Raw genomic sequence first — 24147 nt, 5'->3', positions numbered from 1 at the left:
ACCGACCACCAGGTCTCCCCAGCAACCGCCGCTTCCTCCACCGACCACCAGGTCTCCCCAGCAACCGCCGCTTCCTCCACCGACCACCAGGTCTCCCCAGCAACCGCCGCTTCCTCCACCGACCACCAGGTCTCCCCTGGCGCTCGCCTCCACCTGCCGCCGGTCGGCCCGGCCCGCTCGACCGGGCCGCCGGCGTACCAGCTACTCCTTCTGCTCCGGCGTCACCACCCGCTCGGGGTCGAAGCCGCGCAGCTCGTGGCTGAGCGCCTCCAGCTCCGAGCCGCCGGCCATCTCCGTGGTCAGCTGCTCCAGCGTGATCTCCGACCGGTGCGTGTCCAGCGCCACCCGGCCGAGCTTGAGGATGACGAAGTGGTTGCCGACCAGGTAGGCGTGATGCGGGTTGTGGGTGATGAAGACGACCCCGATCCCCGCGTCCCGCGCCTTGACGACGTACTTCAGCACCACGCCCGACTGGTTCACGCCGAGCGCCGCCGTCGGCTCGTCCAGGATCAGCACCTTCGCGCCGAAGTGGATCGCCCGCGCGATCGCGACGCACTGCCGCTGACCGCCGGACAGCTTCCCGACCGGCTGCTCCAGGTTGGGGATCGAGATCCCCATCTTGGTCAGCTCCTCCTGCGCGACCCGCTTCATCTTCGCCGAGTCGAGCACCCCGAACGGGCCCTTGGTGATCTCGTTGCCGAGGAAGAAGTTCCGCCAGACCGACATCAGCGGCGCCAGTGCCAGGTCCTGGTAGACCGTCGCGATCCCGCTGTCCAGCGACTCCCGCGGCGAGGAGAAGTGCCGCGCCTCGCCGTTCACCGACATCGTCCCGGACGTGTAGTCGTGCAGGCCGGCGATGATCTTGATCAGCGTCGACTTGCCCGCACCGTTGTCGCCGAGCACGCAGGTGATCTCGCCCTGCCGAACCGCCAGCGACACCCCACGCAGCGCGTGGATGTTGCCGTAGCTCTTGCCGACGTCCTCCAGGAGCACGATCGGCGTGTTCGGGCTCGCGCCGACCTCGCTGGCGAAGCTCTCCGTCGTAGTCATCGTGCGTCCACCTTGTTCTTGACGACCAGGTTGACGATCGTGGCCAGCAGCAGCATCGCGCCGAGGAACGCCTTGAACCAGTCCGGGTTCCAGTCGGCGTACACGACGCCGAGCTGCACCATCCCGAAGATCAGCGCACCGACCGCGCCACCGACCACCGAGCCGTAGCCCCCGGTCAGCAGGCAGCCGCCGACCACCGCGGCGATGATGTAGAGGAACTCCTTGCCGACACCTTCACCGGACTGCACGACGCCGTTCTGCACGAACAGCAGCTGCATCCCGGTGAACCAGGCGAAGAACCCGACGGTCATGAACAGCCCGATCTTCACCTTCTTCACCGGTACGCCGACCGCGCGCGCCGACGCGGCGTCGCCGCCGACGGCGAAGATCCAGTTGCCGATCTTGGTCCGCAGCAGCATCCAGGCCGCGATCGCCACGAACACGATCCACCAGACGATGATGATCTTGATCGTCACCCCGCCCAGCTTGAACTCCGACGCGAACACCGCCTTCGCGGAGCCGAACCCGTCCATGTCGCTGATCGAGTTCGACGCGACGGCGCCCGACGTCAGCCGGGTCACCGCGACGTTCAGGCCCTGCAGAATGAAGAACGTCCCGAGCGTGACCAGGAAGCTCGGCAGCCCGGTCCGCATCAGCAGCCAGCCGTTGAACAGGCCGATCGCCAGGGCGAAGACGAGCGCGACCGCCATCCCCACCCAGACGTTGACGCTGAACTGGTAGGCGAAGATGCCGGCGGTCAGACCGCTGGTCGTCACCGCCACACCGGCCGACAGGTCGAACTCGCCGCCGATCATCAGCAGCGAGACCGGGACGGCCATCACCCCGATCAGCGCGGCCTGGTAGAGGATCGTCCCGGTGTTGTTGATCTCCCGGAACGGCTCCGCGGCGATCAGGAAGAAGACCAGGATCACCACGGCCCCGACCAGCGACCCGATCTCCGGGCGGCTGAGCAGCCGGGCGCCGATCGAGCGCGCCGAGACGCGGTCGTCGGTGTCGGCGGGGGTCGCGATCGTCGATGCCATCGGCGCTACCTCAGCGGGTCCCGGCCGCGGCGAACTTCTCGACGGCCTCGATGTTGGACTTCTCGACGAACGACGGGCCGGTCAGCGTGGCCTCGCCACCACCGATCGAGTTGCCGTTGGTCTTGCTCAGCCAGACCGCGTCGACGGCCAGGTACCCCTGCAGGTACGGCTGCTGGTCGACGGCGAACTGCACGGTGCCGTCCTTGACCGCCTTGGCCATCTCCTTGCTCATGTCGAAGCTGCCGATCTTGGCCGACGACCCGGCGTCCTTCGCAGCCTGTACGGCGGTCAGCGTGACGCCGGCGTTCAGACCCACCAGGTAGTCGACCGACTTGTCCTGCTGCAGCTTGGACGTGATGGTCGCCTGGGTCCCCGGCTGGTCGGCACCGTCGACGTTCAGGTTCTCGACGTTGCCGAACTTGTCCTTGATGCCCTGGCAGCGTGCCTCCAGGCTGACGTTGCCCTGCTCGTGCACGATGCAGAGCACCTTCTTGGCGCCGAGCTGCTTGAGCTTGTCACCGGTCGCCTCGCCGGCGATCCGCTCGTCCTGGCCGAAGTAGCCGATCGCGCCGGAGGTCTTCCAGGTGTCCAGCCCGCCGTTCAGGACGGTCACCGGGATCCCGGCCGCGACCGCCTTCTTGACGTTCGGGATCACCGCGTCGGGCTTGTTCAGCGTCACCGCGATGCCGTCGACCTTCGCGTCGATCGCGGTCTGGACGAGGTTGGCCTGGGCGGCACCGTCGGGGTCGGAGGAGTACTGCAGCTCGATGTTGTCCTTCTGCGCCGCCGCCTCGGCGCCGCGCCGGACGATGTCCCAGAACGTGTCACCCGCCTTGGAGTGGGTGATCAGGGCAACTTTCATCCGCGGCGTGGTCGCCACGTTGCCCGAGCCACCGTCGGCCTTCGTCTCCTCCTGCTTGCCGCCGGAGGAACTGCAGGCCCCCGCCGTGAGGACCAGCGCCAGTGCCGCGCCGACGACCACAGCGCTGCGCCGGGCCTTCCTTTGCCACCGAACCATGACCACAACCAGCCTTTCCGATTTCCCGCGGTGACGCCGCGGCGTTGCTAGTGACCAGAGAGTGCATACTCTCCTGGCCGTCAGTCGGATGCACCACCCCCGTGGCTGTTCAGGTACGTCAGCGTGCGGCGCGCGATCGGCAATGGCACGTCCGGCGCGCACGGGAACAGGTCCTGCTCGACGATCGCGATCAGGTCGATGTCGAGTCCGGCCAGCGCTGCCAGCACCGGTGACATCTCCGGTACGCCGCCGGGCGGCTCGCACATCACGCCGCGCTCCACGGCCGCGTCGAATCCGAGCCCTTCGGCCTGGGTCTGCGCGAGCACGACCGGGTCGACCTGCTTGAGATGGACGTACCCGATGCGGTCCGGGTACTTGTGGATCAGCTCCAGGTTGTCGCCGCCGCAGTAGCTGATGTGGCCGGTGTCCAGGCACAGGTTCACGTGCGCGCCGTCGGTCTCGGCCAGGAACCGCTCGACGGTGTCCTGCGTGTCGACATGTCCATCCGCGTGCGGGTGGAACTGCGTCTTCAGCCCGTACTCCTCGAAGACCCGGCGCCCGAGCTCGGTGACCTGCTTGCCGTGCCGCGCCTGGCCTTCGTGGTCGAGCCGCGGCTCGACGATCTCGCCGTCGTCACCTCGCCACATCGACGGCATCACGACGAGATGCTTCGCGCCCATCGCGGCCGCCAGCTCGGCGGTCCTGGCCACGTCACGCCAGGTGGAGTCGAACGAGTCCTCCCGGTGCAGGTGCTCGAACGTCGTACCGGCGGTCACCTCGAGCCCGCGCCGGTCGAGCTGCGCCTTGAGCTCGGCCGGATCGGTCGGGAGGTACCCGTACGGGCCCAGCTCGATCTTGGTGTACCCGGCCTCGGCGACCTCGTCGAGGAACCGGGTCCACGGCGTCTGCCGCGGGTCGTCGGCGAACCAGACGCCCCACGAGTCCGGCGCGCTGCCGATCGTCACCTTGCCCATGTCAGCGCCCTTCCGCCGGGACGACGTACGGACGCTGTGCCTTCTTCGACTCCTCGTACGACGCCGCGGCCGCGCGGGTCGAGTCGAGGTCGGAGACCTGGCTGACCGGGACGTCCCACCACGAGTCGCTGTCCGGCGCGCCGATCAGCGGGTCGGTGGTGACGTGGATCGCGATCGGTCCGTCGGCAGCCTTCGCCGTGTGGATCGCCTTCTCCAGCTCGTCGCGGCTGCCGACCTCGATCACCTCGACGCCGAAGCTGCGCACGTTCGCCGCGAGATCGACCGGCAGGTAGTCGCCGTCGAGCCGCCCGTCCCCGCTGCGCTTGCGGTACGCCGTACCGAAGCGTTGCGAGCCCAGGGACTCCGAGAGCGCGCCGATCGACGCGAAGCCGTGGTTCTGCACCAGGACGACGATGATCTTGACGTTCTCCTGGACAGCGGTGACCAGCTCGCTGGACATCATCAGGTACGACCCGTCGCCGACCAGGACGAAGACGTCGCGGTCCGGGGCCGCCAGGCGGACGCCGAGACCGCCGGCGATCTCGTATCCCATGCAGGAGTAGCCGTATTCAACGTGGTAGCCCTTCGGGTCGCGGGTCCGCCAGAGTTTGTGCAGGTCGCCGGGCATCGAACCGGCCGCACAGACAACGACATCAGACGCCGCCGACAATTCGTTGACGGCACCGAGGACCTGGCCCTGGGTGAGCAGTCCTTCCGCGAGCTTCCCGGTCACCTCGGCCGGCGGGTTGTAGTGGTTCTCCACAACCTCGTCCCACTGTTTCGCCAGTGCTGTCGCCGAATCCGTGTACTTTCTCTGCACGGACCAACCAGCGAGCGCGGATCCCAACGAAACAAGGGCTTCCCGCGCGTCAGCCACCACCGGGAGACCAGCATGCTTACCACCGTCGAACCGCGCCACGTTGATGTTGACGAACTTCACGCCCGGGTCCTGGAAGGCCGTCCGGGACGCCGTCGTGAAGTCGCCGTAGCGGGTCCCGATGCCGATCACCAGGTCGGCGTCGCGGGCCAGCGCGTTCGCTGCCGTGGTTCCGGTCGAGCCGACCGCACCGACCGACTGCGGGTGGTCGTAGCGCAGCGATCCCTTGCCTGCTTGGCTTTCCGCGACCGGAATGCCGGTGGCTTCGGCGAATGCGCGGAGGGCTTCCTGAGCCCGCGAGTAAGTAACACCGCCACCGGCCACGATCAGCGGGCGCTCGGCAGAGCGGATCAGCTCGGCCGCCTTCTCGATGATCGATGCTTCAGGCAACGGCCTGGCGACGTACCAGGTCCGCTCGGCGAACAGCTCCTCCGGCCAGTCGTACGCCTCGGCCTGGACGTCCTGCGGCAGCGCGATCGTCACCGCGCCGGTCTCGACCGGATCGGTGAGGACACGCATCGCGTTGAGCAGCGCCGACGGCAGCTGCTCGGGGCGCCAGACGCGATCGAAGTACTTGGAAACCGGGCGGAAGGCGTCGTTCACCGACACGTCACCGGCCGAGAAGCTCTCCAGCTCCTGCAGCACCGGCGACGCGACCCGGGTCGCGAAGACGTCCGAGGGGAGGATCAGGACCGGCAGCCGGTTCACCGTCGCCAAGGCCGCGCCGGTGACCATGTTGGTCGAGCCGGGCCCGATGCTCGCCGTGCAGGCGTAGGTCTGCAGGCGGTCCTTGGTCCGGGCGTACGCCGACGCGCTGTGCACCATGGCCTGCTCGTTGCGGGCCAGGATGTACGGCAGCGCCGTCGGGTCCTCGAGCTCGGCCTGCAGCAGCGCCTGGCCCAGCCCGGCCACGTTCCCGTGCCCGAAGATGCCGAAGCAGCCGGCGAAGAGCTTCTGCTGCTCGCCGTCGCGCTCCGAGTACTGGACGCTCAGGAATCGCACCAGCGCCTGGGCGACCGTGAGACGTACCGTCATCGCTGTCCTCCGAAAGGTAGCCGCGGATCGATCGTTGTCTGCTTCATGTCACTGCTGGCCGAACGGGAGGCGCGGGTCGACCTGCTGGCTGTCCCACAGCTGCCGGACCCAGCCGTGCTGTGGGTCGTCGCTGATCAGCCAGGCGCGCTCGGTGCCCGGACCGGCCATCACGTTCAGGTAGTACATGTCGTAGCCGGGAGGAGCCATCGCCGGGCCGTGCCACCCGTGCGGCACCAGGACGAGGTCGCCGTTGCGGACCTCGGCCAGGACGTCGATCGGACGGTCGTCGGTCCCGTAGACCCGCTGGTAGCCGATCGGGTCGTTGCCCTTGACACCTTCCGGCGCGTCGTCGGACAGCTGCAGCTCGAAGTAGTAGATCTCCTCGAGCACGCTCTCCTCACCCGGCTTGTGCTCGTCGTGCTTGTGCGGCGGGTACGACGACCAGTTCCCGGCCGGCGTCAGCACCTCGCAGGCGATGATCGAGTCGGCGTCCAGGACGCCGGGCGTGCCGAAGTTGCGGACCTGCCGCGACGAGACCCCGGCGCCGCGCAGTTCGGTCTCGACCTGCTCGGTAGCGATCCGGCGGAACGGGTAGTCGCTCGCGGCCTTGGCGTGCGGGAAGGCGATCCGGGCTCCTCCGGCGCTGACGACCGCGACCGTGGTGCCGCGCGGGACGTAGGCCAGGTCGGTCGGCCCGGCGAAGACATCCGCCCGGCCACCGAGCGGCACGGTCTCGCCGTCGACGATCACTTCGGCCGATCCGCTGAGCGGGAGTACGAGGTACTCGCAGTCCCCGGTGTCGAACTCGACGGACTGACCTGGATGGAGAGTCCGGACGGTCAGGCCCGTGTGGTGCCAGTCCTGCTCACCCGGGCGAACGACCAGGTCGTAGCCGTCGCGCGCGGTGGAGCCGGCGGGCCTGAACCACTCAGTCATGCGTACCTCCACAGGTCGGCAGCCGGTCGAGTCCTCCGGCTCTCGGGCAACGGCCGACATGTCCACTGGCTCGCCGGTTCGTCATGCGGCACCTCCGTGCACCAGCGTGGCGGCTTGGTCGACCGCGGCAGCCACGTCGCCGTCCGGCGGGAAGAGCAGCGCCCGGCCGACGACGAGTCCCCGGACGGACGGCAGGCTCAGCGCCTTGCCCCAGGATGCATAGGTTTCCTCGGGCGCGACAGTCGGATCGCCGCCGAGCAGCAAGGTCGGCAGCGTGGTGGCTTCCATCACCCGCTCCAGCTCGTCGACCACCGGCAGCTTGAGCCACGTGTACGCGCTGGTCGCGCCGAGACCCGTCGCGATGTGGATCGACCGGATCACCGAGTCGGGGTCCAGCAGGTTGCTGACCCGGCCGTCGGTCCGCGTCGACCAGAACGGCTCGACCATCGCCATCAGCTTGCGCTCGGCCAGCTCGGTGACGGCCTGCGCGCTGCTCTCCAGCGTCGCCACCGTGCCCGGGTCGTCGAGGCAGATCCGGGTCAGCATCTTCCCGCCGTCGAGCCGGCGCGAAGCGATGTCGTCCGCCGACCGGTACGCCGTGAACCGGTCGTCCAACTCGAAGGAGGAGCCTTGCAACCCACCCCGGTTCATCGACCCGACGACGACCTTGCCCTCCAGCGCGCCGAGCAGCAGCAGGTCCTCCAGCACGTCCGGAGTGGCCAGTACGCCGTCGACCCCAGGTCGCTGCAGCGCCGTACAGAGCCGCTCGATCAGCCCCGGCCGACTCGCCATCGCCATCCGGTCATCGCGGACACCGAGTGCGCCTCGCGCCGGGTGATCCGCGGCGACGATCAGCAGCCGTCCGTCCTCCCCGACCAGCTCCCGCTGCCGCCGCTGCTGCCAAGCCTCCGCCACCCGCTCCGGATGCCGAACCCGCAACTCGGTCAGATCCACGCCCTGCCCAGCTCCCCACTCGATCCGCCGCGCGCGACCACCGGCAGCCACACGTGGGCCGTCCTCGGGAGCCGTCGCACCTGCAGCCGCACGTGGGTTTTCCTGCGGCGCCGTCGCACCTGCAGCCACGCGTGGGCTGTCCTGAGGCGCTGTCGCACCTGCAGCCACGCCTGGGCTGTCCTGGGGCGCCGTCGCGCCGGCAGCAGAGCTGCTCTCTACGGACTGTTCGGTGCTCATGCGTCTTCACCCATCAGTGCGAGGACCTCCGCCTCCGTGGGCATCGCCGTCGAGCACTCCAACCGCGACGCCACGACAGCCCCCGCGATGTTTGCGAACCGGATGATCCGCTCCAAAGGCCACCCTGCGAGGAGACCATGACACAGCGCCCCACCGAAGCCGTCTCCGGCGCCGAGCCCGTTGACCACCTCGACCGGGAACGGCGGCACCTCCACCCGCTCGTCCCGGGTCCGCGCCAGCGTGCCCTTCGGGCCCTGCTTCACGACGGCCAGGTCCAGCCCGCGGTCGAGCAGCGCCTGCGCCGCCTTGTCGGGATCGGTTTCCCCGACCGCGACCTCACACTCCTCCCGGTTGCCCACGGCAACCGTGCAGTGGTCGAGCGCCTTGCTCACCTGCGCGTGCGCCTCGCTCGGGTCCGCCCAGAACATCGGCCGGTAGTCCAGGTCGAGCACGGTGATCGCCCGGCGTTCGCGCGCCTCCCAGGCGGCGAAGTGCGCCGAGCGGCTCGGCTCGGCGGACAGCCCGGTGACGGTCGACCAGTAGATCTTCGCGTCCTTGATCGCCTGCAGGTCGAGCTCGTCGGGGTTGATCACCAGGTCCGGCGCCTTCGGGAACCGGTAGAAGTACAGCGGGAAGTTGTCCGGCGGGAAGATCTCGCAGAACGTGATCGGCGTCGGCAGCCCCTCGACGCCGGTGACGAACCGGTCGTCGACGTTGAGCTCCCCGAGCGCCCGGTGGATGAACGTCCCGAACGGGTCGTTCCCGGTCCGGCTGATCACCGCGGCCTTCCGCCCGTGCTTCGCCGCGGCGACCGCGACATTTGTCGCGCTCCCGCCGAGAAACTTCCCGAAACTCTCCACGTCCTCGAGATGAGTCCCGGTCTGCAACGGATAGAGGTCAACGCCGATCCGCCCGATCGTCAGCACGTCGTCCACCATCAGCCCACCCCACCCCCGACCGCACCAGCCGCAGGGACGCCCTTGCCCGCCTCAGCCACAGGGGCTCCCGCACCTGCCTCCGCTACAGGCGCTCGCTCCGCTGCCGGAACGCCTTCGCCCGCCACCCCCGCCAACGCTCCCTCGCCTACCGGGCCGCCCGCGCGTGCCTCCGCCGCCACTCCCTCGCCTGCCTCCGCCGCCGCTCCCACACCTGCCCGGCCGCCCTCGCCTGCCTCCGCCGCCGGTGCTTCCCCACCCGCCTTGGCCCCGCCCACTGCGCCAACTCCGCTTGTTCTCGTGGGTGCGAGGTCGAGGAGGTGAGTGATGCTCGCGCGAACATCCACCACGGGGCCTTCGTCGGTCGGGCGCGCCTGGAGGATCGTGTCCTGCTCCAGCACGTACCAGCCCTGGTAGCCCGCCGACTCGAGCGCACCGACGATCGCGGCCAGGTCGACATCACCCTGGCCCAGCGGCCGGTACATCCCCTCGCGGACTGCGTCGGTGTAGCTCACCTCACCAGACTGGACCTTCGCGGCCCAGGCGGCGTCGACGTCCTTCAAGTGCGTGTGCTTGATCCGGCCGGTGTGCTCCAGCGTCAGCGCGACCGGGTCGACCCCACCGATCATCAGGTGACCGGTGTCCAGCGTCAGCCCGATCGCCGACCCCGCGAGCACCCGGCGTACGTCGTCCGCGTTCTCGACCATCGTGCCGACGTGCGGGTGGATCGTGGCGAGGACTCCCTGCGCCGCGGCGACCTCGGTGAGCCGGTCCAGGTTGGCGAGCAGCGTCGCCCAGCCGGCGTCGTCGAGCACCGGGCGGTCGTCGTACCCGTCCTGCCCGGTCGCCGCCGCGATCACCAGCGTCGACGCCCCGGCAGCGACGAACCCTTCGAGCGCCCGCGCGACCTCGGGAGCCGGATCGTGGGCGGGGTCGTGCAGGATCACCGGCACGAAGCCGCCGACCGCGCGCAGACCGACGTCGGCGAGCGTCTTCGCCTTCTCGGCCGGGTCCTCGGGCAGGAATCCGTCCGGTCCGAACTCGGTCGCCGCGATCCCGACGTCACGCATCTCGGCCAGCACCGTCTCCGGGTCGTACTGCCAGCCCCAGCCGGGTACCTCGCAGACACCCCACGAAATCGGGGCACCCGCGATCCGGGCAGCTACGTCACTCATCGGCCGATCTCCTCCAGAAGGACAACGCGGTTCTCAGAACGGGACAGTTCGCAGGCGTCGGCGATCCGGAACGCCTGCAGGGCATCGCGAACGGTGCAGGGGACGTCGCGGGTACCGGCGACGACTTCGGTGAACGCGGTCAGCTCGGCGACGTACGCCGGGCGGAAGCGATCCATGAACGTGGCGTGCGGGTCACCGCCGGGGAAGGTCACACCGGCTTCGACCGAGCGCAGCGCGGTGTGCTCGTCGAGGCCGACCGAGATCGAGCCCAGGCTCCCGAGCAGCTCCATGCGGACGTCATGACCGGCCGCGTTGTAGCGGGTGCCGCTGACCGCCGCGAAGGTGCTGTCGTCGAGCGTGAGCAGCGCGGCGGCAGCGTCGACGTCGCCGTACTCGCCGAAGAAGGTCTCGCCGCGGTTGGCGCCGGTCGCGTAGACGCTGACCACCTCGCGGCCGGTGACGTACCGGATGATGTCGAAGTCGTGGACCGTGCAGTCACGGAAGAAGCCGCCGCTGGTCGGGATGTAGCCGGCGGGCGGCGGGAAGGCGTCATTGGTGTTCGCACGGATGTGGTGGATGAACCCGAGCTCGCCGGACCGCACCTGCTCGGCCGCTGCCTGGTAGCCGGCGTCGAAGCGGCGCTGGAAGCCGATGTGCACCGGGACTTCCGAGCCCTCGACCAGTTCGACGACGCGCTGGGTCTCGGCGAGATCGAGTGCGACTGGCTTCTCGCAGAACGTGGCGATACCCGCGGCGACGGCGGCTTCGATCAGCTCGGCGTGCGCGGAGGTCGCGGCGGCGATCACCAGGCCGTCGATGCCGCTCTTCAGCAAGCTGGGGACGTCGGGGGCGAACTCGGCCCCGAGATCCTTCGCGGTCAGCTCCGCGCGGTTCGTGTCGACGTCGGCCACCACCACCTGCTCGACGGCCGGCAAACCCTTCAGCGTCGCGGCGTGGAATGCGCCGATCCGTCCGACCCCGACCAACCCGATCCGCATCCGCGGCCGCCCTCTCGTCGTCACCTGCCCCGACCGCGCGTCAGTGCCTCAGCACGGCGCCGGTTGCCGAGCCAAGCTTTCCGGCCCGACCCAACGGAGTCAAGAGTTTGTAAGCACATTCTCACGTCGGGACATACCTACCTGCCTGCTGTACCATCCGCAGATGGCCGCCCTGCCGATTCAGATCGATCGGACCAGCCCGGTACCGCTGTACCACCAGCTGGCCGAGCAGCTGACGGCTGCCATCACCGACGGCACCCTGCGCCCAGGCGACCCGTTCGAGAACGAGATCGCCATGTCGGACCGCCTCAACCTGTCCCGTCCCACCGTGCGCCGCGCGATCTCGGAGCTGGTCAACAAGGGCCTCCTGGTCCGGCGCCGCGGCATCGGCACGACCGTCGCCAACCAGATGGTCCACCGCAAGGCCGAACTCACCAGCCTGTACGACGACCTGGAACGCGAAGGCCGCACGCCCCGCACCGAGGTCCTCTCCCTCAACTGCGCAGCCCACGACGACCGAGCCGCCGCAGCCCTCGGCCTGCCCTCAGGCACTCCCCTGGTAGCCATCGTCCGCCTCCGCTACGCCGGCGACGTCCCCCTCGCGATCATGCGCAACTGGTTGCCCCCAGCAATGGACGACCTGACCCAGGAACAACTCACCACCGAAGGCCTGTACGCCGTCCTGCGCGCCCGCGGCATCCGCCCCACGGTCGCCCGCCAACGCATCGGCGCCCGCAACGCCTCCGCCGAGGAACGCCGAACCCTGCACATGTCGAAGGCCGAGCCCCTCGTAACGATGACCCGAAGCGCCTACGACGCGGACGGCTCCGCGGTGGAGTTCGGCGACCACTGCTACCGAGCCGACCAGTACTCCGTAGAAGTGATCGTCTCCGACCGATGACCCCAGGCGAGCCGCTCACCCTCGGCGCCGCACTACTCGGCACCGGGCCCGCACGCCTCATCGTCGGGCGCCACGCTGCCGACCTCGGCGCCGCCTGCACACACCCTCAGCGCCACCCAGCTCCACCCGCATATCCTCACAGCCCGAGGCGGCCCGGCCCCGGCTCCACCCACATGCGCAGTGTGCCCGATGGTCAGGAAGAACTTGTGCCCGAGCGACACCTGCCCGGCGTGCCCGGTGACGATGGTTGAGCTCGACCACGCGGCGCGCTCAGCACCGACCTGATCGCCCTGAACCGCGAGGTCCGTACTGCCGCCCGACTCGTCTCACCTCCGCACATTCTCGGCGCCGCGCTGCTGGGTGGCTGCGGTGCGGACGGCCTGCTTGCTGTCGGGGTGTGGGTTCGCGCCGTCTGTCACCGGCTGGCGGGGTGGGTGGGTGGGGTGGAGGTGGTCTTATCGGTCGTAGATGGGGAGGACTGCCTGGCCCAGGGCTACGAGGGATTGGGGTGGTGTGGTGGTCTGCGAGGCGGCGGCGATGGTGACGTAGTGGTTGGATTTGGTGCGGAAGACCAGGTATTCGCTGCCGATCTGCCAGGCTTCTTGGCCTACGTTGACTCGTCGGGCGGGGGTGTCCTGGTTCGTGCTGGTGGCCTTGGCGAGCCTGAAATCGGTGGCTGCTTCGGAGGCTGAACTGCCGGCGACGGTTTGGATTCCGCCGCTGGGAGTGCCCCAGTGGCACGAGACGTAGCCGTCGTCGATGGTGTCGTGGCGGGCGGCGATCTCTGCGCCGAGGAACTTCCCGGCCGCCGCGGTCGCCCGGGCGCACTCGGGACGTCCGCGGACCGGCTGCGACGGCGGGAGGCCACCGGGGAGAGTGTCGATCGTGGTGGCGACAGCTTTGATCGCTTCGAGTTGACCCTTGCCCCAGGACTCCTGGGTGACGCGCAGCAGGCGTCCGTGGCTGCGGACGACGATCCACGGGCCCTCGATGGCGGGGTTCACCGACCACGAGGCCTGGCCGATGCCTGCGTCGACGGCACCGACGGCGTACCGGTCTCTCTTCAGTTGGCTGACCTGGCTCTTGCGGAAGTCGGCGAAGTCCTGCGCGGAGACCGGGAGTACGGAGACCGAGATCCGGAAGCGGTTCTTCGGGTCGGTGGAGCTGGTCAGCGAGCACGCGTCGGTGATCGGGGCGAGCCCCGAGTACTGGACCTCGGATTTCCAGTCGCCGGTCAGCGTGGGACGCACGAAGTCACACAAGGTGCTGCTCGCCGCTACTGCTGCGGAGGCTGGACTGGTAGGTGCTACCGCTGTCGCTGGACTAGTAAGTGGAGGGGCTGCCGTGGGCTTTTGGTCCGAGGTGCATCCGGATAACAGCAGCGTGACCGTACAGACCAGTGCCATCGCTCGAACCATCGTGACCCCCAGGAATCCGTTCAGCCGAAGCAGTTTACCGAGGACGGTGCCAGCCGATGGGCGGGCGTACTGCGACAGCTCGTTGGATAGGTGCGTGGAAAGCCAGCAGGCGAGTGCCGGGTGGTTGGGACGCGGCTGCTGACGAGGTGTATGGACCGGTCGCGCGGAGCGGGCGCATGGAACGGGCGCGTCGAGCGGCGGCGCTGGAAACCCAGCAAGTCTGCGCCGAGTGGTTGGGGCAGGGCTGAATGAAGTGTCGTGCCTGGGGGTGTTGGCCCGGGCGGATCTGGTGGGGCCGGGGTGTTGGCGTGGACGTGATGAGCCCGGTGTGGCCCGGACAGACGGGGTGGGGCCGAGGAGTTGAGCCGGGCGGGCTGGTTGGGGGCCGGGATTTTGGGCCCGGCCCCCGCAGCAGCGACTTAGGCCTGGTTGACCATCAGGGTTCGGACCAGGCGGAGGCCTACTGAGAGGTGGGCTAGTTCTGGGCCTTCTGTCTCTACTATCTCCTCGAGCATGGTGGCGGCTCGGGAGAGGGCGGCTTCGTTTTGGTCTTGCCAGGAGATGACTCGGTCTTCTGGTTCGGCGGTGGGGTCGGTGGTGGCGAGGACCTGGGCGGTGAGGCGGGCGTGGACGGCGTGGAGGTCGTCTCGGAGGGCGGCTCGGGCCATGGTTTGCCAGCGGTCGGTTCTTGGGAGGGCGACGATTCGCTCCAGGAAGCGGCCTAGTTGCAGGCGTTCTCCCAGGGCGAAGTGGACCTTGGCCACCTCGAGGATGTCGAGGTCGGCTCGGTCGGCGGTTTCTACGATGCCCAGGCCGGCGTAGGCCGGCGGGAGGACGGCGATGCGGGTCGCGAAGTCGGCGGGGACGCCCTTGGTGACTAGGGCTTCTCGGCGTTGTTCGAAGAGGGCCAGTTCGCGGCCTCGGAGGACTTCCGGCAGGGCGGTGGTGAGTTTGGCGATGCCGGGGGTGAAGAACTCGATGAGTTCGGCGATGTCCATCGGGGGGCGGCGGTTGCTGACCAGCCAGCGGGTGGCTCGTTCGACCAGAGTGCGGGTTTCCAGGCGCATCTTGGTCTGGGTGTCGGCGTCGACGACGTTGTCGAGGTCGGCGTTCAACGCGAGCAGGTCGGGCTGGGCGAAGATGCGGGACGCCGCGAGGTTCGCCCGGACGACGTCTTCGGCGGTGCCGCCGGTCTCCAGGGAGAGGCGGTGGAAGGCCGTGATGCCGGAGGAGTTGACGAACTCGTTGACGACCTGGGTGGTGATGATCTCGCGGCGCAGCTGGTGCGAGGCCATCGGTTCGGCGAAGCGTTCCTGGATCGCGCGCGGGAAGTAGCTGACCAGCTTGTTCGACAGGAAGTCGTCGTCGGGCAGGGAGGTCTTCAGCAGTTCGGCTTCGAGCACGATCTTGGTGTACGCGATCAGGACGGACAGCTCGGGCGAGGTGAGCCCGCGGCCCTCGAGCTTGCGGCGCTTGAACTCGGCGACGCTCGGCAGGAACTCCAGCTCCCGGTCCAGCAGGCCCTGCTTCTCCAGCCGGCGGACCCAGTCCTGGTGGACGTGCATCAGCGCGGCGGCCTGCGAGGTCGCGTTGGCCAGGCCGATGTTCTGCCGGTAGTTGCTCTTCAGGACCAGCGCGCCGACCTCGTCGGTCATCGACGCGATCACGTCGTTGCGCTGCTTATCGGTCAGGTCGCCGTCGGCGACCACCTTGTCGAGCAGGATCTTGATGTTCACCTCGTGGTCGGAGGTGTCCACGCCGGCCACGTTGTCGATGAAGTCGGTGTTGATCCGGCCGCCGCCGCCGGCGTACTCGATCCGGCCGAGCTGGGTGAAGCCGAGGTTGCCGCCCTCGCCGACCGAGCGGGCGCGCAGGTCGGCGCCGTTGATCCGGATCGCGTCGTTGGCCTTGTCACCGACGTCCGCGTGCGTCTCCCCCGCAGCCTTCACGTACGTGCCGATGCCGCCGTTCCAGAACAGGTCGACCGGCGCCTTGACGATCGCCTGCATCAGCTCTGCCGGGGTCAGCGTCGCCGGATTTCCTTCCAGGCCGAGCGCCTCGCGGACCTCCGGCGAGATCGGGATCGCCTTGTCGGTGCGCGGGTAGACGCCGCCGCCGGCCGAGATCAGCGCGGTGTCGTAGTCGGCCCACGACGAGCGCGGCAGGTCGAACAGCCGCCGTCGTTCCACGAACGAGGAGGCCGCGACCGGGGTCGGGTCGAGGAAGATGTGCCGGTGGTCGAACGCGGCGACCAGCCGGATGTGCTCCGACAGGAGCATCCCGTTGCCGAACACGTCACCGGACATGTCGCCGACGCCGACGACGGTGAAGTCCTCGTTCTGGCAGTCGACGCCCATCTCGCGGAAGTGCCGCTTCACCGACTCCCAGGCACCGCGCGCGGTGATGCCCATCGCCTTGTGGTCGTAGCCGACCGAGCCACCCGAGGCGAACGCGTCGCCGAGCCAGAAGCCGTACTCCTTGGCGACGCCGTTCGCGATGTCGGAGAACGTCGCGGTGCCCTTGTCCGCGGCGACGACCAGGTACGCGTCGTCACCGTCGTACCGGACGACGTCGCGCGGCGGCACGATGTCGCCCGCGACGATGTTGTCGGTGATGTCGAGCAGACCCGAGATGAACGTCTTGTACGACGCGACGCCCTCGGCCAGCCACGCATCGCGGTCGACCGCCGGGTCGGGCAGCTGCTTGGCGTAGAAGCCGCCCTTCGCGCCGACCGGCACGATCACGGAGTTCTTCACCATCTGCGCCTTGACCAGGCCGAGCACCTCGGTGCGGAAGTCCTCGCGCCGGTCCGACCAGCGCAGACCGCCGCGCGCGACCGCACCGAAGCGCAGGTGCACACCCTCGACCTGCGGCGAGTACACGAAGATCTCGTACGCCGGCCGCGGCTGCGGCAGGTCCGGGATCGCCTTCGGCTCCAGCTTGAAGCTGATGTAGCCGCGCGGCTCGCCGTCGGCCCCGGGCTGGAAGTAGTTGGTCCGCAGCGTTGCCTGGATCACGGTCAGGTACGAGCGCAGGATCCGGTCCTCGTCGAGGCTCTTCACCGTGTCCAGCGCGGCGCCGATCTCCTTCTCCAGCTGGGAGATCGTCTCGCGCCGTACCGGGTCGTCGAAGGCGCCGCGCGCCGGGTCGAAGCACGCCTCGAACAGCTGGACCAGCAGGCCCGCGACGTCGACGTGGTTCAGGAACGTGTTCTCGATGTAGTCCTGGCTGAACGGCGTACCGCCCTGGCGGATGTAGCGCTGGTACGCGCGCAGGATCGAGACCTGCCGCCAGCTCAGGTTGCCGCGCAGGACCAGCGCGTTCAGCTTGTCCGACTCGGCGCGACCTTCCCAGACGGCGCGGAACGTGTCGGAGAACAGCTTGCGCAGCTCCTCGCGCTCCTCGGCCTCGCCGGGCGCACGCAGCCCGAAGTCGTAGATGTAGGCCGTACCGCCGCCGGGCCGGCGGATCTCGTACGGGCGCTCGTCGATCACCTCGACACCCATGTGGGTCAGGTGCGGCAGCACCTGCGACAGCGACAGCGGCGAGCCGGTCCGGTAGACCTTGAACCGGCGCTCGCCCTCCCACTCCTCGTCGATCGGCGAGTACAGCGACATCGCCAGGCCGTTCTCGGCCGGCAGCTTGTCGAGGATCGTCACGTCCTGGACCGCGACGCGAGCGTCGAAGTCCTCCTTGTACGCCTCCGGGAAGGCGCCGGCGTACTGGTTGTTCAGGCGGGTGACGGCGCCGTCGCCGCCGAGCGCGTGCAGCGCGACGGCGAAGTCGTCCTGCCAGGCACGGGTCGCCTCGACGACCTTCTGCTCCAGCAGGTCGGCGTCGTACTCGCCGACGGTCTGGCCGTGTTTCATCCGGACCACGAAGTGCACCCGGGCCAGCACGGACTCGGTGACGTGCGCGGCGTAGTCGACGGAGTCGGCGCCGATCGCGTCCTTGAGGATCTGCTGCATCTTCAGCCGGACCGCGGTGGTGTAGCGGTCACGCGGCAGGTAGACCAGGCAGGACAGGTAGCGGTTGTAGACGTCGCGCCGGACGAACAGCTTGACCGCGCGCCGCTCCTGCAGGTGCAGGACGGTCTGCACGATCGGCAGCAGGTCCTCGACCGGCGCCTGCAGCAGCTCGTCGCGCGGGTAGGTCTCCAGGACGTCGAGCAGGCCCTTGCCGCTGTGGCTGTTCGGGTCGAAGCCGGTCAGCCGGAACAGCTCCAGCGCCTTACGGCGCAGTACCGGGACCTGCATGACGCTCTCGGTGTACGCCGTCGACGACAGCAGCCCGATGAAGCGGCGCTCGGCGACCGGCTCACCGTTCTCGTCGAACGACTTCAGACCGACGTAGTCCAGGTACGACGACCGGTGCACGGTGGAGCGCGAGTTCGCCTTGGTCAGGATCAGCAGCTTCTTCTCGCGGGCCTTGGCGCTCACCTCCGGCGGCAGCAGCCCCGCGTTCTCGCCCTGGGCCGGGTCGGGCCGCAGGATGCCGAGACCGGTGCCCGGTACGCCGCGCAGAACGCCCTGCTCACCGCGCATGGTGAACGCGTACTCGCGGTAGCCGAGGAAGGTGAAGTGCTCGTCGGCCAGCCACTGCAGCAGCTCGCGGGCCTCCTCGACCTCGGTCGCGCCGACCGGCAGGTTGGTGGCCGGGTCGGCCAGCTCCTCGGCGATGCCGACGGCCTTCTCGTGCATCTTCGGCCAGTCCTCGACCGCTTCGCGGACGTCGCTGAGGACGCCCTGCAGCGCCTTCTCCAGCGCGCGGTGCTCAGCCGGGTCGGCGATCCGCTCGACCTCGAGGTGCATCCAGCTCTCCCGGACGCGGTCGTGCGCGTCCGGCGAGCTGGCGTCGTCCAGGACCTCCAGCAGGGTGCCGGTGACGTCACGGCGGACCACGAACTGGGGGTGGATCAGCAGCTGCAGCTCAAGAGCGCGGTCGGTGACGACCATCGCCGCGCTGTCGACCAGGAACGGCATGTCGTCGACCACGATCTCGATCACGGTCCGGCCGTTCGCCGACCAGCCGTGCTCCTCCACCGTCGGGGTGAAGACGTGCACCTTGGCCGTGCCCTGCGGCCGCGAGGTGGCCGACTTGTAGTGGTGCTTGGCCGCGCCCAGGCAGTCCTGCGGCTGGCGCTCGGCCACGTCCTCGGCGGCCACGTACCGGTAGTACCGCTCCAGGAAGCTCCTCAGCTTCTCGGGGTCCACCGACTTGTCGTGCCCGTGTGATCCCGCAGCCACTGCCTTGGCGAGCACATCGGCCTTCTGGACGTCCAGCTTGCTCTGCATTCCCCACCGTTCCACGCGATTTTCGGCGCTGCTCGCGCCCGGTCGCACGCCGTTGTGCGCCTCCCTCAGAGATTAGTCCACTTCGGTCACTGGTGTGATGGCGGGACGGTCCTTTCGGGTGCCTTACGAGTCACGTTTAACAGCTGGACGAGCGCGGTTCAGCTCCGCTGCAACCGGAGCGCCAGCGCGGGGCAGGCCAGGGCTGCGCGGCGGGCGTTCGTCAGCTCACCGGGAGTGATCTCGCGGCCGCGCAGGACCGGGAAGCCCCACTCGTCGAGCGTGACGTCGTCGGGCAGCAGCGTCGCGCACAGGCCGTGGGCGTCGCAGCGGGTCCAGTCGATCTCGAGCTTGTGGTCGCTCATCACGCACCTCCGGGCACGGGAAGGACACCTCGTACGGCGCGGCCGCAGGTGCCGGTGGACAGGTGGTGCTGCAGGTCCTCGGTGAAGACCTCCAGGGCTGACGCCAGGAAGCGGGCGGAGCCGTCGGGGTGGGCGCAGGCGCCGCGGCCGGGGACCAGTCCGAGGTGGCGCTGCGCGTCGTGCCAGCCCGCGGGGGCGCCGGCGAGGAGCCGGGCGAAGTCGTCGACGAGTGCGCCGAGTCCGAACAGGCAGGGGCCGCACTGGCCAGCTGACTGGCTCGCCAGCCACTGGGCGACGCGGTGGACCTCGCCGAGCGGGCAGGTGGTCGAGCCGAGCGCCAGGACGATGCCCGCCGACACCTGTGGGCGGCTGAGGGTGATGCCGTCGGTCTGCGGGAGCCAGCGGCCGTGGTAGCCGCCGAGGAGAACCGGGCCGGGTTCCGCACCGGCGTACTGGAGGACGGTGTCGAGTGGTATGCCTGTCGGCGTCTCCAGTACGCCGGGACGCTGGACGGCGCCGGCGATCGTGAGGAGCTGCGTACCGGGCTCGCTGCGGAGTCCGGTCGCGCCGAACTGCCGGGAGCCGAGGCGAGCCAGTACGGCGAGCTGGGCGAACGTCTCGACGTTCGACAGGAACGTCGGGCGGCTGTCGAGGCCTTGGCGGGTCGGCAGCGTACGCCGGCCCGGCGGCACCGCTGCGCCGCCGTTGAGGATGCTCAGGACCGCGCGGGCTTCTCCCGCGACGAAGCGGCCTGGGGTGTCAGCGATCTGGATGTCGACGCCGTCACTGCGGTAGCGCTGCTCGGCCTCGTCGGTGACGCGCTCGGCCAGCGCCGCCCGGAGCGACGCGGCCGCGGTGGCGTCGTGGACGGCCAGGACCACGCGCGGCGCACCCAGCGCTCGGGCCAGGCCGGTGGCGCCGTCGAGGACGAGGTGGGGAGCCAGGGTGAGGAGGAGGCGGTCCTTGCGGCTCACCGGTTCGCTCTCGGAGCCGTTGACGACCACTGCTTCGACACCGGTCGCGGGGAGGTCTGCGAGCTTCAACGCTATGGGGAAGCCGGCACCGCCGCGGCCCCTGAGGCCGACCTCCTCGGTGAGCGTCGCGTAGTCCGCTCGGGTGAGCTGCGGCTGCTCGCCGTGGGTCCAGAGGTGGCGGGCGAGGTCGGCGCGACCGGTGCCGAGTCCGGCGAGCATCCGGGCTTCGCCGATCACCCGGACCTGGTGAGCGGTGTCCTGGAGGGTGGTCATCGGGTTCTCCCGGCTCTGGCGAGGTTGAGCGGCGTACTAGCTCTGGCGGTGCGGCTGGTGAGGCGGGCTGCGGCTGCTGCTCCTACTGCGGCGAGACAGGCCAGGGTGAGGGCGAGCATCCACGGCGTGCCGCGGTCGGTGCCGGCGAGGAGGCTGTGGCCCATGGACAGCAGCCAGCCGAGCGAGGCGGCGACGTGGATCGCGCGCCAGCGCTTGGTGAAGGCGTGGGAGCGGGCCAGGCGGCCGCGGGCTGCTCCGACGACGGCTGCGAGGAGTACGCCGTACAGGGCCAGTACGCCGACGGTGATGGCGAAGGGGCGGTAGCCGGAGGTCCACGGGAGAAGCAGGACCTGGGTGCTGATGTCCACGTGAGCGTCGGCGATCACTGCGATGACGTGGGTCAGCAGGAGGACCAGGCCGGTGGCTGAGGCCGAGCGGTGGACGTACTGGAGCCAGAAGCGCTGCTCCGGTTTGCGGCCGCCTGCAGCGAGCAGGCCGAGTGCTGCCGCGACGGTGAAGAGGATCAGAGCGGTGACGCCTGCGGCGCGGGCCAGGTACCAGAGGGTCATCAGGCGGCCCTGCTCGCTGCTGGCCAGCCGGCCAACTCGGTGACCTCGCCGTCGGCGTCGACCAGGCGGGCGGGGTGGCGGGCCAGGGTGAGGCGACCGAGCGCGGCCTCGCCGGTGGCGATGATCGCTGTGCTGAAGGTGTTCGCGCGGACAGCTGTGGGCGCCCAGATCGAGGCGGTCCGGTACGGGCCGTCGGCCGGGCGTCCGGTGCGCGGGTCGATCACGTGGTGCGCCGTACCGGTGGCGGTGTCCCAGGTGCGCGCCGTACGGGTGGAGGTGGTCAGGCCGCCGTGGGCAAGGGTGACCTTGACCGCTGGGTCGCCTTCGCGTTCGGCGACCTCGATGACCCACGGCTCGGTCGGCGTACCAGCGGCTCGGAGGTCGCCGCCGATCTCGACCAGTACGGCGCAGCCGTGGCGCTTGCTGAGGACCAGTGCGGCGCGGTCGGCGGTCCAGGCTTTCGCGGTGGCGCCGAGGTCGAGGCTGCTGCCTTCGGGGATGCCGATCAGGGCCTGCTTGCGGTTGAGCTGCACGCGCTGCCAGCCGGGCACCGTCGGCGGGATGACGGTCGGAGCGGTCTTGGCTCGGACGGCGTCGATGTCGTCGTCGTACCCGGCCGCGATGACCGCTGCGCCGACAGTGGGGTCGACGGCGCCGCCGCTGAGGGAGGCGGCGACCAGGCTGACGTCGACGAGGTCGACCAGGAGGCGGGAGACCGGGACCATCGCACCGGCGCGGTCGTTGACGGTGGAGAGCTCGGAGTCGGCGCGGAAGCGGCTGGCGGCCTTGTCGACGCGGTCCATCAGCGCCTTGAGGGCTCCGCAGGCCGGGGAGAGCGCGGCTGGGTCCTCGACAGTCAAGCGGACTGTGCAGCTCCAGGCGGTCCAGCTACGGGTGGCGGTCATGAGCCGTTGCTCCCGCCTTGCGCCGGGGCGTCCTGGTCGGCCTGGCCGAGACCGCTGCTGCTCTGGTCGTCGCTGGGGCTGCTGCTCGACGTACTGGTTGCTTGGGGATCGCCGGCGGTGTCCGGCTGGCGTGCGGTCAGTACGGCGACCGCCAGGCCGGTGCTGCCGAGACCCAGTACGGCGGTCGCTACGGCGGCAGCACCTGCGCGGCGTAGCCAGCGGGTGCGGGCGAGGTGAGGGACTCCTGTGGTGACCATGCCCGCAGCTTCGTGGCGAACAGCTCAGGGGCGCACCAAGGGAACCTCAAGCCCCGATCAAGTCCTGCTGAGACTTCGCTGAGAGGTCCTCTCAGCGAAGGGCGGTCAGCACTCGCCGCGGACGTCCGGTGGGCAGGTGGTCTGGCGGTGTTTCTCGACGGCCGTCGCCACCTCGGCACCGGCCTCGCCGAGCTCGATCAGGCGCTCGGTGCCGAGCGTGTCGAGGACCAGCTCACGGATCAGCGCGGCGTGCGCCGGCGCGCAGGCCTTGATCGCCTCCATGCCCTGCTCGGTGATCACGATCTCCGGGTACCGCGCGTCGCAGGCCACCTTCGCGATCAGCCCGCGCTTCTCCATCCGGGTCAGGTGGTGCGACATCCGGGACTTCTCCCACTGGGTCGCCTCGCCCAGCTCGAACGCGCGCATCCGCCCGGTCGGCGCCTCCGACAGGTTGACCAGGATCTCGAAGTCCGACGCGGACAGCCCGAACTCGCGCTGCAGGTGCCGCGAGACGTGCGTCTCCAGCAGCTTCCACATCAGCAGGTAGCTGCGCCACGCCTTCTGCTCGTCGTCCCGGAACCACGGTTCATTCGCCACGCCTTCATCCTACTAGGCGCAGTTGACGCATCAACCTTTTGTGGTGTAGGCGGCAGCTATTGGCCGAGGAAGGTGAGGTGGACCGCCGAACCGTGGATGGTGAGGGTGCCGCCGGCGGCCTCGGTGGCGCGCCGGGCGATGTCGAGGCCGAGGCCGGTCGAGCCGCGGTCGCTGCGGCCGCGGGTGCCTGCGCCGAGCGGAATGCCGGGGCCCTCGTCGGCGACGACGAGGCGGATACCGGGATTGGAGGCGACGCGCTCGCGGGACAGGGTGATCCGGGCGGCGGTGCCGTCGGGGGTGTGGGCGACGACGTTCTCGACCAGCGCGTCGACGGCGGCGGCCAGGTCTTCGGCGGCGAGGCGGATCTCGGCGGGCGGGGTCGGCAGGTCGAGCGTGAGGTGGCGGCCCTGGTCCTCGAACAGCGGCGCCCAGAACGCGGCGCGGGTGCGGACCACCTCGACGGCGTCGCAGTGCGGGACGCGGCCCTCGCGCTGCGGGCGGCGGGCGGCCTTGATGACCGCGGTCAGGGTGCGTTCCAGGGAGGTGACCTGGGTGTTCAGCTCCTCGGCGCGTTCGCGGTCGGGCAGCGCTTCGACCTGGAGGCGGAGCGCGGTGAGCGGCGTACGGAGGCGGTGGGAGAGGTCGGCGACGGCCTCGCGCTCGACGGCGATGACCTCGTCGATGCGGTCGGCGAGGCCGTTCAGGGCGGCGCCGACCTGGGCGACCTCGGCGGGGCCGGTGGTCGGGGCGCGGGCGTCGGTGTCGCCGCGGGCCAGGCGTTCCGCCGTACGGGCTGTTTCTTCGAGCGGGCGGGCGAGGCGGCGGGAGACCAGCTCGGCGCCGGCGATGCTGAGCAGGAGGACGAGCAGGCTGCCGGCGATCAGGAAGCCGATCTGGAGCGCGAGGCCGTCGTACAGCTGGGAGTCGGTGAGGAACAGGCAGACGCCCGCCGGGCCGCCCTCGCGGGCGACGTCGATCTCGGTGACCTTGCCGCCGTCGACCTCGCGGACTGTCGCCGCGGACACCTTCGGCGGGCCCTTGTGGCCCTCGTCGTAGCCGCCCGGGACCGACTCGGGCTGCTTGGCGCCGCCCGGCGGAGCGTCGCCGAGCAGCGAGCCGCCGGGGAGCTGGACGGAGATCAGGCCGGGGCCGTCGTCGGCGACACCTTCGATGTACGCCGCGATCTCGTCGGGCGAGTTGTCCTTGTCGCCGACGTAGTACGCGACGTTCTGGGCGCGCAACTGGGCCTTCTCGAGCGCTTCGTCGACGGCGGCGTTACGCATCAGCAGCGTCAGCGGTACGGCGAACGCGAGCACGACGAGCGTGGTCATCCCGACGGACAGCAGGAGGATCCGGCGGCGCATC

At 69.8% G+C, this 24147-nt stretch carries 20 protein-coding genes; 1 reads left to right on the top strand and 19 read right to left on the bottom strand.

What is annotated here, in order from left to right:
* Positions 1–201: 201 nt before the first annotated feature.
* The 10 genes from ACZ6Z4_RS06850 to ACZ6Z4_RS06805 all read right to left on the bottom strand — a co-directional run bounded on the left by ACZ6Z4_RS06850 (position 202) and on the right by ACZ6Z4_RS06805 (position 11256).
* Positions 202–1050 (bottom strand): ATP-binding cassette domain-containing protein, encoded by an 849-nt coding sequence (locus tag ACZ6Z4_RS06850; protein ID WP_465558977.1) that lies wholly within the window; start codon positions 1048–1050, stop codon positions 202–204.
* The gene (locus ACZ6Z4_RS06845; protein WP_465558975.1) at positions 1047–2093 is read right to left on the bottom strand and encodes an ABC transporter permease; all 1047 of its coding nucleotides are present in this window, start codon (positions 2091–2093) and stop codon (positions 1047–1049) included. Before ACZ6Z4_RS06845 ends, ACZ6Z4_RS06850 begins: the two co-directional genes overlap by 4 nt.
* Before the next feature lie 10 nt (positions 2094–2103).
* Positions 2104–3111, bottom strand: coding sequence for a substrate-binding domain-containing protein (locus tag ACZ6Z4_RS06840; RefSeq protein ID WP_465558973.1), 1008 nt, complete (start codon positions 3109–3111; stop codon positions 2104–2106).
* A gap of 80 nt (positions 3112–3191) precedes the next feature.
* On the bottom strand, positions 3192–4085 hold the full coding sequence (locus ACZ6Z4_RS06835) for a TIM barrel protein (protein WP_465558971.1): 894 nt from the start codon (positions 4083–4085) through the stop codon (positions 3192–3194).
* 1 nt (position 4086) lies between these two features.
* Positions 4087–5997, bottom strand: a complete 1911-nt coding sequence (gene iolD / locus ACZ6Z4_RS06830) for a 3D-(3,5/4)-trihydroxycyclohexane-1,2-dione acylhydrolase (decyclizing) (protein ID WP_465558969.1) — start codon at positions 5995–5997, stop codon at positions 4087–4089.
* Positions 5998–6045: 48 nt separating this feature from the next.
* Positions 6046–6933, bottom strand: coding sequence for a 5-deoxy-glucuronate isomerase (iolB, locus tag ACZ6Z4_RS06825; protein ID WP_465558967.1), 888 nt, complete (start codon positions 6931–6933; stop codon positions 6046–6048).
* Between the two features lie 81 nt (positions 6934–7014).
* Entirely contained in the window at positions 7015–7887 is an 873-nt protein-coding gene (locus ACZ6Z4_RS06820) for a Cgl0159 family (beta/alpha)8-fold protein (protein ID WP_465560603.1), read from the bottom strand.
* 233 nt (positions 7888–8120) lie between these two features.
* Positions 8121–9062, bottom strand: coding sequence for a 5-dehydro-2-deoxygluconokinase (iolC, locus tag ACZ6Z4_RS06815; protein WP_465558965.1), 942 nt, complete (start codon positions 9060–9062; stop codon positions 8121–8123).
* Positions 9062–10234: a sugar phosphate isomerase/epimerase family protein gene (locus ACZ6Z4_RS06810; protein WP_465558963.1), complete on the bottom strand. Its 1173-nt coding sequence runs from the start codon at positions 10232–10234 to the stop codon at positions 9062–9064. Before ACZ6Z4_RS06810 ends, iolC begins: the two co-directional genes overlap by 1 nt.
* Positions 10231–11256, bottom strand: a complete 1026-nt coding sequence (locus ACZ6Z4_RS06805) for a Gfo/Idh/MocA family protein (protein ID WP_465558961.1) — start codon at positions 11254–11256, stop codon at positions 10231–10233. The genes ACZ6Z4_RS06810 and ACZ6Z4_RS06805 overlap by 4 nt, the downstream gene beginning before the upstream one ends.
* Before the next feature lie 139 nt (positions 11257–11395).
* Between ACZ6Z4_RS06805 and ACZ6Z4_RS06800 the strand changes: the two genes are divergently transcribed.
* Positions 11396–12133, top strand: coding sequence for a GntR family transcriptional regulator (locus tag ACZ6Z4_RS06800; RefSeq protein ID WP_465558958.1), 738 nt, complete (start codon positions 11396–11398; stop codon positions 12131–12133).
* A gap of 455 nt (positions 12134–12588) precedes the next feature.
* Here ACZ6Z4_RS06800 and ACZ6Z4_RS06795 read toward each other — a convergent pair whose 3' ends face one another.
* From ACZ6Z4_RS06795 to ACZ6Z4_RS06755, 9 genes are all read right to left on the bottom strand, one after another.
* The gene (locus ACZ6Z4_RS06795; RefSeq protein WP_465558956.1) at positions 12589–13383 is read right to left on the bottom strand and encodes a hypothetical protein; all 795 of its coding nucleotides are present in this window, start codon (positions 13381–13383) and stop codon (positions 12589–12591) included.
* Between the two features lie 587 nt (positions 13384–13970).
* Positions 13971–18845, bottom strand: coding sequence for an NAD-glutamate dehydrogenase (locus tag ACZ6Z4_RS06790; protein WP_465558954.1), 4875 nt, complete (start codon positions 18843–18845; stop codon positions 13971–13973).
* A gap of 158 nt (positions 18846–19003) precedes the next feature.
* Positions 19004–19207, bottom strand: coding sequence for a ferredoxin (locus ACZ6Z4_RS06785; protein WP_363673359.1), 204 nt, complete (start codon positions 19205–19207; stop codon positions 19004–19006).
* Positions 19207–20454 (bottom strand): NADH-ubiquinone oxidoreductase-F iron-sulfur binding region domain-containing protein, encoded by a 1248-nt coding sequence (locus ACZ6Z4_RS06780; protein WP_465558951.1) that lies wholly within the window; start codon positions 20452–20454, stop codon positions 19207–19209. Before ACZ6Z4_RS06780 ends, ACZ6Z4_RS06785 begins: the two co-directional genes overlap by 1 nt.
* Entirely contained in the window at positions 20451–21023 is a 573-nt protein-coding gene (locus ACZ6Z4_RS06775) for a hypothetical protein (protein WP_465558949.1), read from the bottom strand. Before ACZ6Z4_RS06775 ends, ACZ6Z4_RS06780 begins: the two co-directional genes overlap by 4 nt.
* Positions 21023–21928 (bottom strand): FAD:protein FMN transferase, encoded by a 906-nt coding sequence (locus tag ACZ6Z4_RS06770; protein WP_465558947.1) that lies wholly within the window; start codon positions 21926–21928, stop codon positions 21023–21025. The genes ACZ6Z4_RS06775 and ACZ6Z4_RS06770 overlap by 1 nt, the downstream gene beginning before the upstream one ends.
* Entirely contained in the window at positions 21925–22185 is a 261-nt protein-coding gene (locus ACZ6Z4_RS06765) for a hypothetical protein (RefSeq protein WP_465558945.1), read from the bottom strand. Before ACZ6Z4_RS06765 ends, ACZ6Z4_RS06770 begins: the two co-directional genes overlap by 4 nt.
* A 105-nt stretch (positions 22186–22290) precedes the next feature.
* Positions 22291–22782 (bottom strand): MarR family winged helix-turn-helix transcriptional regulator, encoded by a 492-nt coding sequence (locus ACZ6Z4_RS06760; RefSeq protein WP_465558943.1) that lies wholly within the window; start codon positions 22780–22782, stop codon positions 22291–22293.
* Positions 22783–22838: 56 nt separating this feature from the next.
* Positions 22839–24146, bottom strand: a complete 1308-nt coding sequence (locus ACZ6Z4_RS06755; protein ID WP_465558941.1) for a sensor histidine kinase — start codon at positions 24144–24146, stop codon at positions 22839–22841.
* Position 24147 lies beyond the last annotated feature (1 nt).

Source organism: Kribbella sp. NPDC104740 (assembly GCF_055583505.1).
Note: the sequence above shows the minus strand (reverse complement) of the source record. Positions and strands in the feature narration are given on the sequence as shown.

What these genes read in the sequence shown, in the direction of transcription:
- ACZ6Z4_RS06785 (WP_363673359.1), bottom strand. Translation starts at nt 19,207, where the DNA reads ATGAGCGACCACAAGCTCGAGATCGACTGGACCCGCTGCGACGCCCAC.
- iolD (WP_465558969.1), bottom strand. Translation starts at nt 5,997, where the DNA reads ATGACGGTACGTCTCACGGTCGCCCAGGCGCTGGTGCGATTCCTGAGC.
- iolC (WP_465558965.1), bottom strand. Translation starts at nt 9,062, where the DNA reads ATGGTGGACGACGTGCTGACGATCGGGCGGATCGGCGTTGACCTCTAT.
- ACZ6Z4_RS06810 (WP_465558963.1), bottom strand. Translation starts at nt 10,234, where the DNA reads ATGAGTGACGTAGCTGCCCGGATCGCGGGTGCCCCGATTTCGTGGGGT.
- iolB (WP_465558967.1), bottom strand. Translation starts at nt 6,933, where the DNA reads ATGACTGAGTGGTTCAGGCCCGCCGGCTCCACCGCGCGCGACGGCTAC.
- ACZ6Z4_RS06755 (WP_465558941.1), bottom strand. Translation starts at nt 24,146, where the DNA reads ATGCGCCGCCGGATCCTCCTGCTGTCCGTCGGGATGACCACGCTCGTC.
- ACZ6Z4_RS06770 (WP_465558947.1), bottom strand. Translation starts at nt 21,928, where the DNA reads ATGACCGCCACCCGTAGCTGGACCGCCTGGAGCTGCACAGTCCGCTTG.
- ACZ6Z4_RS06765 (WP_465558945.1), bottom strand. Translation starts at nt 22,185, where the DNA reads ATGGTCACCACAGGAGTCCCTCACCTCGCCCGCACCCGCTGGCTACGC.
- ACZ6Z4_RS06835 (WP_465558971.1), bottom strand. Translation starts at nt 4,085, where the DNA reads ATGGGCAAGGTGACGATCGGCAGCGCGCCGGACTCGTGGGGCGTCTGG.
- ACZ6Z4_RS06850 (WP_465558977.1), bottom strand. Translation starts at nt 1,050, where the DNA reads ATGACTACGACGGAGAGCTTCGCCAGCGAGGTCGGCGCGAGCCCGAAC.
- ACZ6Z4_RS06840 (WP_465558973.1), bottom strand. Translation starts at nt 3,111, where the DNA reads ATGGTTCGGTGGCAAAGGAAGGCCCGGCGCAGCGCTGTGGTCGTCGGC.
- ACZ6Z4_RS06845 (WP_465558975.1), bottom strand. Translation starts at nt 2,093, where the DNA reads ATGGCATCGACGATCGCGACCCCCGCCGACACCGACGACCGCGTCTCG.
- ACZ6Z4_RS06800 (WP_465558958.1), top strand. Translation starts at nt 11,396, where the DNA reads ATGGCCGCCCTGCCGATTCAGATCGATCGGACCAGCCCGGTACCGCTG.
- ACZ6Z4_RS06780 (WP_465558951.1), bottom strand. Translation starts at nt 20,454, where the DNA reads ATGACCACCCTCCAGGACACCGCTCACCAGGTCCGGGTGATCGGCGAA.
- ACZ6Z4_RS06790 (WP_465558954.1), bottom strand. Translation starts at nt 18,845, where the DNA reads ATGCAGAGCAAGCTGGACGTCCAGAAGGCCGATGTGCTCGCCAAGGCA.
- ACZ6Z4_RS06775 (WP_465558949.1), bottom strand. Translation starts at nt 21,023, where the DNA reads ATGACCCTCTGGTACCTGGCCCGCGCCGCAGGCGTCACCGCTCTGATC.